3 protein-coding genes are annotated in these 9,230 nt (G+C 66.1%); all 3 read right to left on the reverse strand.

All coding sequences use genetic code 11. The features are described 5' to 3' along the window. Window positions 1–217: 217 nt before the first annotated feature. Window positions 218–4,039 carry a DNA-directed RNA polymerase subunit beta' gene (locus tag JL108_RS19145; RefSeq protein ID WP_205199693.1) on the reverse strand — a complete coding sequence of 1,274 codons (3,822 nt, stop codon included), beginning with the start codon at window positions 4,037–4,039 and terminating at the stop codon, window positions 218–220. A 56-nt stretch (window positions 4,040–4,095) separates the two neighbouring features. Next, complete coding sequence (gene rpoB / locus JL108_RS19150) at window positions 4,096–7,572, reverse strand: DNA-directed RNA polymerase subunit beta (RefSeq protein WP_205199694.1); 3,477 nt, start codon at window positions 7,570–7,572, stop codon at window positions 4,096–4,098. A 262-nt stretch (window positions 7,573–7,834) separates the two neighbouring features. Then, entirely contained in the window at window positions 7,835–8,818 is a 984-nt protein-coding gene (locus tag JL108_RS19155) for a hypothetical protein (RefSeq protein ID WP_205199695.1), read from the reverse strand. Between the last annotated feature and the right edge of the window lie 412 nt (window positions 8,819–9,230).

Raw genomic sequence — 9,230 nt, forward strand, 5'->3', positions numbered from 1 at the left:
CCCACGATCGACGGAGGATGTGATTCCACGGCTGCCCTGGCAACCGTGGAGTCACATCCTCCGTCCCGACCCCACGCACGATGTGATTCGGTGGTCGCTATGGCAACCGTGGAATCACATCCTGCGTCCCGCGGTGCCGAGACGTGCGTAACCGGGCCCCACCGCACATGCGAGAGGCCCCCACCAGCGGCGCTGGTGGGGGCCTCTCGCGTACGGGTCAGTTGTCGAAGGACGTGAAGTCGAAATCGTCCAACGCGACCGGGGCAGCATCCGACGGACCGAACTGGTAGTCGAAGCTGTCGTAACCGGCGACCGCGTAGGCGTTCTGACGCGCCTCCTCGGTCGGCTCCACCCGGATATTGCGGTAACGGTCCAGACCGGTACCCGCCGGGATGAGCTTGCCGATGATGATGTTCTCCTTCAGGCCACGCAGCGAGTCCGACTTGCCCTGGATCGCGGCCTCGGTGAGCACCCGCGTCGTCTCCTGGAAGGACGCGGCCGACAGCCACGACTCCACGGCGAGCGACGCCTTGGTGATGCCCATGAGCACCGGGCGAGCCGACGCCGGCTGGCCGCCCTCGGCGACCACGCGACGGTTCTCCTCCTCGAACAGCGCACGATCGGCCAGATCACCGGGGATCAGCTTGGCGTCACCCTGCTCGATGACCGTCACGCGACGCAGCATCTGACGCACGATGATCTCGATGTGCTTGTCGTGGATGGCCACACCCTGCGAGCGGTAGACCTCCTGCACCTCGTCGACCAGGTGCTCCTGCGCACGACGGACACCGAGGATGCGCAGAACCTCCTGCGGATCGGGCGTACCGTGCGTGAGCTGCTGACCCACCTCGACCGAGTCACCGTCGCGCACCAGCAGACGCGCACGCTTGGTGACCGGGTACTCGACCGGCTCCGAGCCGTCATCGGGCGTGACGATGATCTTGCGCGTCTTGTCGGTGTCGTCGATCTCGATGCGACCGGCGGCCTCCGTGATCGGCGCACGACCCTTGGGCTGACGAGCCTCGAAGAGCTCCACGACGCGCGGCAGACCGTGCGTGATGTCGTCACCGGCCACACCACCGGTGTGGAAGGTACGCATCGTCAGCTGGGTGCCGGGCTCGCCGATCGACTGCGCGGCGATCGTGCCGACCGCCTCGCCGATGTCGACGAGCTTGCCGGTCGCGAGCGAGCGGCCGTAGCACTTGGCGCACGTACCGGTCTTCGCCTCGCAGGTCAGGACCGTACGGACCTTGATCTGCTCGACGCCGGCCGACACCAGCTGGTCGATGACCACGTCGCCGAGGTCACCGCCGGCCTCCACCAGCACCTCGCCCGTCTCCGGGTGGGTGATCTCGGTGGCCGCGTTGCGGGCGTACGCCGAGGTCTCGACGTTCTCGGCCTTGACGAGAGTTCCGTCGTCCAGCCGCTCGGCGATGACCTTGGGCAGACCACGCTCGGTGCCGCAGTCCTCCTCGCGGATGATGACGTCCTGGCTGACATCGACCAGACGACGGGTCAGGTAACCCGAGTCGGCCGTGCGCAGCGCGGTGTCCGCCAGACCCTTACGCGCACCGTGCGTCGCGATGAAGTACTCGACGACCGACAGGCCCTCGCGGTAGTTCGCCTTGATCGGACGCGGGATGATCTCGCCCTTCGGGTTGGCCACCAGGCCTCGCATCGCGGCGATCTGACGCAGCTGCATCATATTGCCGCGAGCACCCGAGTTCACCATCATGTAGATGGGGTTGTCGATGTCGAAGGTCTCGCTCATCGCATCGGCGACCTCGGACGTGGCCTGGGTCCAGATCTCGATGAGCTCCTGGCGACGCTCGTCCTCGGTGATGAGACCGCGGTCGAACTGCTGCTGCACCTTGGCCGCCTGGCCCTCGTACTTGGCGAGGATCTCCGGCTTGGAGGACGGGCTGACGACATCGTCCATCGAGATGGTCACACCCGAGCGGGTGGCCCAATGGAAACCGGTGTCCTTCAGGTTGTCCAGCGCGACGGCGACGTCGACCTTGCTGTACCGCTCGGCCAGGTCGTTGACGATCGTGCCGAGCTCCTTCTTGCCCACCTGGTAGTTGACGTACGGGTAGTCCGCCGGCAGCTGCTCGTTGAAGATCGTGCGACCGAGCGTGGTGCTGACCAGCTCACCCTCGTGGCGAATCTTGACCTTGCTCTGCAGCGTGATCTCAGCGCGCTCGAACGCCATCTGCGCCTCGGCAGAGGAGCTGAACGCGCGACCCTCACCGGGGTGACCGTCGCGATCCAGCGTCAGGAAGTACAGACCGATGATCATGTCCTGCGTGGGCATGGTCACCGGACGACCGTCCGAGGGCTTCAGGATGTTGTTCGTGCTGAGCATGAGGATGCGGGCCTCGGCCTGCGCCTCGGCGCTCAGCGGCAGGTGCACGGCCATCTGGTCGCCGTCGAAGTCGGCGTTGAAGGCCGAGCAGACGAGCGGGTGGATCTGGATGGCCTTGCCCTCGATGAGCTGCGGCTCGAAGGCCTGGATGCCCAGACGGTGCAGCGTGGGCGCGCGGTTGAGCAGCACCGGGTGCTCGGTGATGACCTCTTCGAGGACGTCCCACACGACCGGGCGAGCCCGCTCCACCATGCGCTTGGCGCTCTTGATGTTCTGCGCGTGGTTCAGGTCGACCAGGCGCTTCATCACGAAGGGCTTGAACAGCTCCAGCGCCATCTGCTTGGGCAGACCGCACTGGTGCAGCTTCAGCTGCGGGCCGACGACGATGACCGAACGGCCCGAGTAGTCGACACGCTTGCCGAGCAGGTTCTGACGGAACCGACCCTGCTTGCCCTTGAGCATGTCCGAGATGGACTTGAGCGGACGGTTGCCCGGACCGGTGACGGGACGACCGCGACGACCGTTGTCGAAGAGCGAGTCGACGGCCTCCTGCAGCATGCGCTTCTCGTTGTTGACGATGATCTCGGGAGCACCGAGATCGAGGAGGCGCTTGAGGCGGTTGTTGCGGTTGATGACCCGGCGGTACAGATCGTTCAGGTCGCTCGTGGCGAAGCGGCCACCGTCGAGCTGGACCATCGGACGCAGCTCCGGCGGGATCACCGGGACGGCGTCGAGGACCATGCCCTCGGGGTGGTTGTTGCTGCCCATGAACGCCGAGACGACCTTGAGCCGCTTGAGCGCGCGGGTCTTGCGCTGTCCCTTGCCGGTGGCGATGATCTCGCGCAGCTTCTCGGCCTCGAGATCGAGGTCGAAGTCCTGCAGGCGCTTCTGGATCGCCCGAGCGCCCATGAAGCCCTCGAAGTACTTGCCGAAGCGGTAGGTCATCTCGCGGTAGAGCATCTCGTCGCCCTCGAGGTCCTGGACCTTGAGGTTCTTGAAGCGATCCCAGACGGCCTCGAGACGGTCCAGCTCACGCTGAACACGGTCGCGACGCTGCTTGGCCTCGCGCTCCGCGGCATCCTTGACCTTGCGCTTGGCATCGGCCTTGGCATCCTCGGCCTCGAGCTGCTTGAGGTCTTCCTCGAGCTTGGCCATGCGCTCGTTGACCTCGTTGTCACGACGGTTGGCGAGCTGCTGGCGCTCCATGTCGATCTTGGCCTCGAGCGAGGACAGATCGCGGTGGCGAGCGTCCTCGTCGACCCAGGTGATCATGTACGCGGCGAAGTAGATGACCTTCTCCAGGTCCTTCGGCGCGAGATCGAGCAGGTAGCCCAGGCGGCTCGGCACACCCTTGAAGTACCAGATGTGCGTGACCGGGGCGGCGAGCTCGATATGGCCCATCCGCTCACGGCGGACCTTCGAGCGCGTCACCTCGACGCCGCAGCGCTCGCAGATGATGCCCTTGAAGCGCACGCGCTTGTACTTGCCGCAGTAGCACTCCCAGTCCCGGGTAGGACCGAAGATCTTCTCGCAGAACAGGCCGTCGCGCTCGGGCTTGAGCGTGCGGTAGTTGATCGTCTCGGGCTTCTTGACCTCACCGAACGACCAATTGCGGATGTCGTCGGCGGTCGCGAGGCCGATCTTGAGCTGATCGAAGAAGTTCACGTCGAGCACGTTGTCTTCTTTCCCTTTCGAAATTCTGTGATGTGAAGGAGGGTCCGAGCCGTGGCTCAGACCTCCTCCACGGACGAGGGCTCACGTCGGGAGAGGTCGATGCCGAGCTCTTCAGCGGCTCGGAACACCTCGTCCTCGGAGTCGCGCATCTCCAGCGCGGTGCCGTCGGCCGAGAGGACCTCGACGTTCAGGCACAGCGACTGCATCTCCTTGACGAGCACCTTGAAGGACTCGGGGATGCCCGGCTCGGGGACGTTCTCTCCCTTGACGATGGCCTCGTAGACCTTGACGCGCCCGACGATGTCGTCGGACTTGATGGTCAGCAGCTCCTGCAGGGCGTAGGCGGCACCGTAGGCCTCCAGGGCCCAGACCTCCATCTCACCGAAGCGCTGGCCGCCGAACTGGGCCTTACCGCCGAGCGGCTGCTGGGTGATCATCGAGTACGGACCGGTCGAGCGCGCGTGGATCTTGTCGTCGACCAGGTGGTGCAGCTTGAGCATGTAGATGTAGCCGACGCTGATCGGATCCGGGAACGGCTCGCCGCTGCGCCCGTCGAGCAGTCGCGCCTTGCCGTCGGGACCGACCATGCGCTCGCCGTCGCGGTTGGGGAGCGTGGAGGCCAGCAGGCCCTGCAGCTCGTCCTCGCGCGCGCCGTCGAACACCGGGGTGGCGACATTGCTGTCGGCCGGTGCCTCGGCGGCCTCGATCTTGCGCAGCCGGTCGGCCCACTCGTCCTTGACCTCGGCCGGGATCTCCCAGCCGGTCTTGGCGATCCAGCCCAGGTGCGTCTCGAGCACCTGGCCCACGTTCATACGCCCGGGCACACCCAGCGGGTTGAGCACGATGTCGACGGGAGTGCCGTCGGCCATGAAGGGCATGTCCTCGACCGGGAGGATCTTGGCGATGACGCCCTTGTTGCCGTGGCGGCCGGCGAGCTTGTCACCGTGGCTGATCTTGCGCTTCTGCGCCACGTAGACCCGCACGAGCTGGTTGACGCCCGGGCTGAGCTCGTCGCCCTCGGCGGCGTCGAACACCCGCACGCCGATGACGGTGCCGGACTCGCCGTGGGGCACCTTGAGCGAGGTGTCGCGGACCTCGCGCGCCTTCTCACCGAAGATCGCGCGGAGCAGGCGCTCCTCGGGGGTCAGCTCGGTCTCGCCCTTGGGCGTGACCTTGCCGACGAGGATGTCGCCATTGCCGACCTCGGCGCCGATGCGGATGATGCCGCGCTCGTCGAGGTTGGCGATCATCTCCTCGCTGACATTGGGGATGTCGCGAGTGATCTCCTCGGGGCCGAGCTTGGTGTCGCGCGCGTCGACCTCGTGCTCCTCGATGTGGATCGAGGTGAGCATGTCGTCCTGCACCACACGCTGGCTGAGGATGATGGCGTCCTCGTAGTTGTGGCCCTGCCACGGCATGAACGCCACGAGCAGGTTGGTGCCGAGGGCCATCTCGCCCTCGTCGGTGCAGGGGCCGTCGGCCAGCGGGGTGCCGACCTCGACGCGCTGCCCGTCGCGGACCAGGGGGCGCTGGTTGGTGCACGTGCCCTGGTTGGAGCGGCGGAACTTGGCCAGGCGGTACGTGGTGTACGTGCCCTCGTCCTCCATGATCTCGACCGCGTCGGCCGAGACCTCCTTGACGACGCCGGCCTTCTTGGCGACGGTCACGTCACCGGCGTCGACGGCGGCACGGAACTCCATGCCGGTGCCGACGAGCGGGGCGTCGTTGCGGATGAGCGGGACGGCCTGACGCTGCATGTTCGAGCCCATGAGCGCGCGGTTGGCGTCGTCGTGCTCCAGGAACGGGATGAGCGCGGTGGCCACCGAGACCATCTGGCGCGGCGAGACGTCCATGTAGTCGACCTCGTCGGCCGGACGCAGCTCGGCCTCGCCACCGCGGTGACGCACCAGGACCATGTCGTCGGCGAAGCGCGCCTCATCGGTGAGCGGCGAGTTGGCCTGCGCGATGATGTAGCGGTCCTCGTCGGTCGCCGTCAGGTAGTCGACCTGCTCGGTGACCTGGCCCCCCTCGACCTTGCGGTACGGGGTCTCGACGAAGCCGAAGGCGTTGATCCGACCGAAGGACGCGAGCGAGCCGATCAGGCCGATGTTCGGGCCTTCCGGGGTCTCGATCGGGCACATGCGGCCGTAGTGCGACGGGTGGACGTCACGGACCTCGTAACCGGCGCGCTCACGCGACAGACCACCCGGGCCGAGGGCCGAGAGACGACGCTTGTGCGTCAGGCCCGCGAGCGGGTTGTTCTGGTCCATGAACTGCGACAGCTGGCTGGTGCCGAAGAACTCCTTCAACGCCGCCGTGATCGGGCGGATGTTGATGAGGGTCTGCGGCGTGATGGCCTCGACGTCCTGCGTGGTCATGCGCTCGCGGACGACGCGCTCCATGCGGGCCAGGCCCGTGCGGAGCTGGTTCTGGATCAGCTCGCCGACCGTGCGCATACGACGGTTGCCGAAGTGGTCGATGTCGTCGGCCTCGACGACGATCTCACCGGCGGGCGCCTCGAGCTCGCTGCGCCCGTCGTGCAGGGCGACCAGGTACTTGATCGTGGCGACGATGTCCTCGATCGTCAGCGTCTGCTGATCGAAGGCCTCGTCGGTGCCGATCTTCTTGTTGATCTTGTGGCGGCCGACCTTGGCGGTGTCGTAGCGCTTGGGGTTGAAGTAGTAGTTCTCCAACAGCGTCTGCGCGGCCTCCTTGCTCGGCGGCTCGCCCGGACGCAGCTTGCGGTAGATGTCGAGCAGGGCCTCGTCCTGGCCGGCGACGTTGTCCTTCTCCAGCGTGAGACGGATCGACTCGTAGTCGCCGAACTGCTCGAGGATCTCCGCCTCGCTCATGCCGAGGGCCTTGAGCAGGACCGTGACGCTCTGCTTGCGCTTGCGATCCAGGCGGACGCCCACGGTGTCGCGCTTGTCGACCTCGAACTCGAGCCACGCACCACGGCTCGGGATGACCTTGGCGGTGAAGATGTCCTTATCGGACGTCTTGTCCGCCGTGCGCTCGAAGTAGACGCCGGGCGAACGGACCAGCTGGCTGACGACGACACGCTCGGTGCCGTTGATGATGAAGGTGCCCTTGTCGGTCATGAGCGGGAACTCGCCCATGAAGACCGTCTGGCTCTTGATCTCGCCGGTGTCGTTGTTCATGAACTCGGCGGTCACGAACAGCGGGGCCGCGTAGGTGACGTCGCGGTCCTTGCAGTCCTCCACCGAGTACTTCGGGGGCTCGAAGCGGTGATCGCGGAACGACAGGCTCATCGTCTCCGAGAAGTCCTCGATCGGGGAGATCTCCTCGAAGATCTCCTCGAGGCCGGACTTGGTGGAGACGTCGGTCCGGCCGGCGCCGAGATCGGCGTCGACGCGAGCCTTCCAGGCATCGCTGCCGATGAGCCAGTCGAAGCTCTCGGTCTGCAGGGCCAGGAGCTCAGGGACCTCGAGTGGCTCGGAGATTTTGGCGAAGGAGATGCGGCGCGGAGCCGAAGCGTTCTGGGTGGTGCGGGCGGTACGCGAGGCGGCCAAGAGAAGTCCTTCCGAAGACTCGCAGGCGGATGACTCATTCAGTTCGATAGTGTTGTCGCACAGGGTCATGCCGACGAGATCGAGCAGAGGGCATGACAAAGGGCGCGCGAAGATTCAGTCTAACCCATGCGCCACGCCCATGACAAGGGGCATCTTGACAAACGACGAGACTTCCGCCACTATCGAACATTTTCGCCCTTGATCTCGCCTGGGCGGTGAGTTACGCACCTCTCGTCCCGCGGAGCGGTGGGTTACGCACCTCTCAACCGGCGCGAGAGGTGCGTACGTCACCGCTCGCCGCGTGAGGGCGCTCAGCAAACCGACCAAGCTGAGCGATCGGCCGAAACAGCGACGCCCAGCGACCTCCGAAACACGGCGGCGGTCCCGTGTAACCGTGGCGGACGATCCTGTCGTACACCTGAGCTACGAAGCGCTGCGGTGACGTCTCCTTGGTAGCGATGACGTACTCCAGGCCCAGATCGCGATAGTCCTGGTTCCTGGCCAGATCGTCGAGGTACTGCCGCCGGTCGCGCTGATGATGGCCGCCGTCGTATTCGGCCACCGTCCGATATCGCCGGTACAACAGATCGGACGCTGTGATCACGCGCCCCTCATGCACGATCAGTCCGTTGAGCTCCGGCTCGGGAAGGCCCGCGAACATGAGATAGGCACGGGCCGACGATTCCCGCCGCGAACGCACATTCTCGCGCAAGAATGCCGAGATCCAGGCCGCCTCGCGCGCTCCGGCCCGCCAACGGTCGCGACGGGCCAGCTCGGCCAATTCGAGGACCGACATCGCACCCGTGCGGAGCAACTCGTCACCGACCCCGATCGCCTCGATCACCGTCGCACGGCCGCACCAGTGCAGGTAGGCGCTGGCGAGTGACACCCCCTCGGTATCGAGCGGAGGCAGCCGGTCCGTGCGGTGCACGACGATCCTTTCGAGGTCCAGGTGGAGATCCCCCTGCACGACGAAATGCACGGGTAGAACAGGACCGACCTCTACCCCGGCGAGCCGCAGGCGACTGACATCGGTGAGGTGCGCACGCGAGGGGACCGCGAGGCGCGCGGCGGCAATCCAGTCGTCCTCGGACATCTCGTGGGCGCGGTGCACCCAGACACGCGGGAACAAGCGACGATACGAGGCTCCGTTGAGCATGCGCGGAGTGAGTCCCTCGTCGAGCGCCTGCGCGCGAGTGAACGGTCGGTGGCGAAGCGCATCGGGAACGCGTGGCGTGGTGGGCATGGTCCGAGCCCAGCCGACGCGGGCCTCGTCCGCCAGGCCCGCGCACGCATCTGTGGACGAGGCTGACGATCCCTCCACCAGTGGATAACCTCTCCCGCCCCGCGATGGGCGGTGGCTTGCGCACCTCTCAGGCGGGGCGGTCTCAATCGGTCGAAGCAACATCTTTGATGAGGAGTTGTTGTGAGGCATTCGGTGCAGACGCGTCGGCGGTTCTATGAGTTGGTGTGTTTAGAGGGTTATGGTCTGTCGTCTGCGGCGTTTGCGGTTGGGGCGGGGATGGGGTCTTCGACGAGGTGGTGGCGGCAGGCTTTCGGTATGGATATCGAGGTCAGCAAGGGTGTTCATGGGGGACCACGGATCGGTGTTGCGCGTGATGTCGATGTCAGTGATGGGCGGGTCCGGTCGCGGCGGG

It is taken from the genome of Aeromicrobium sp. YIM 150415 (assembly GCF_016918125.1).
In the GTDB taxonomy this organism is placed as follows: Bacteria; Actinomycetota; Actinomycetes; order Propionibacteriales; family Nocardioidaceae; genus Aeromicrobium; species Aeromicrobium piscarium.

What these genes read in the sequence shown, in the direction of transcription:
- JL108_RS19155 (WP_205199695.1), bottom strand. Translation starts at nt 8,818, where the DNA reads ATGCCCACCACGCCACGCGTTCCCGATGCGCTTCGCCACCGACCGTTC.